This is a genomic window from Burkholderia sp. SIMBA_051, assembly GCF_046534915.1.
Lineage (GTDB): Bacteria > Pseudomonadota > Gammaproteobacteria > Burkholderiales > Burkholderiaceae > Burkholderia > Burkholderia ambifaria.
On record NZ_JAWRXS010000529.1, the window covers coordinates 1 to 257 of the forward strand.

The window sequence follows — 257 nt, forward strand, 5'->3', positions numbered from 1 at the left end:
GTACGCGTGGCTGTCGAGGTGTGAATCGAGCGAGGCCACGTAGAGCTTCACGTCCGGGTGCGCCTTCTGGAACACCTCGACGCCCTCGGGCGCGGCCACCAGCGCGAGGAACAGAATGCGATCGCCGGGCACGCCGCGGCGCTTGAGCACGTCGATGGCGTGCGCGGCCGAGTAGCCCGTGGCGACCATCGGATCGCAGAGGATGAAGGTGCGGTCTTCCAGATCCGGCAGGCGCACGAGGTATTCGACCGGACGGT

General features: G+C 67.7%; 1 protein-coding gene. It reads right to left on the reverse strand.

Translation table 11 applies throughout. The annotated features are described in order from the left end of the window. On the reverse strand, positions 1–257 hold a 257-nt coding region (locus SB771_RS35590), incomplete at both ends, for a uracil phosphoribosyltransferase (RefSeq protein WP_410722118.1).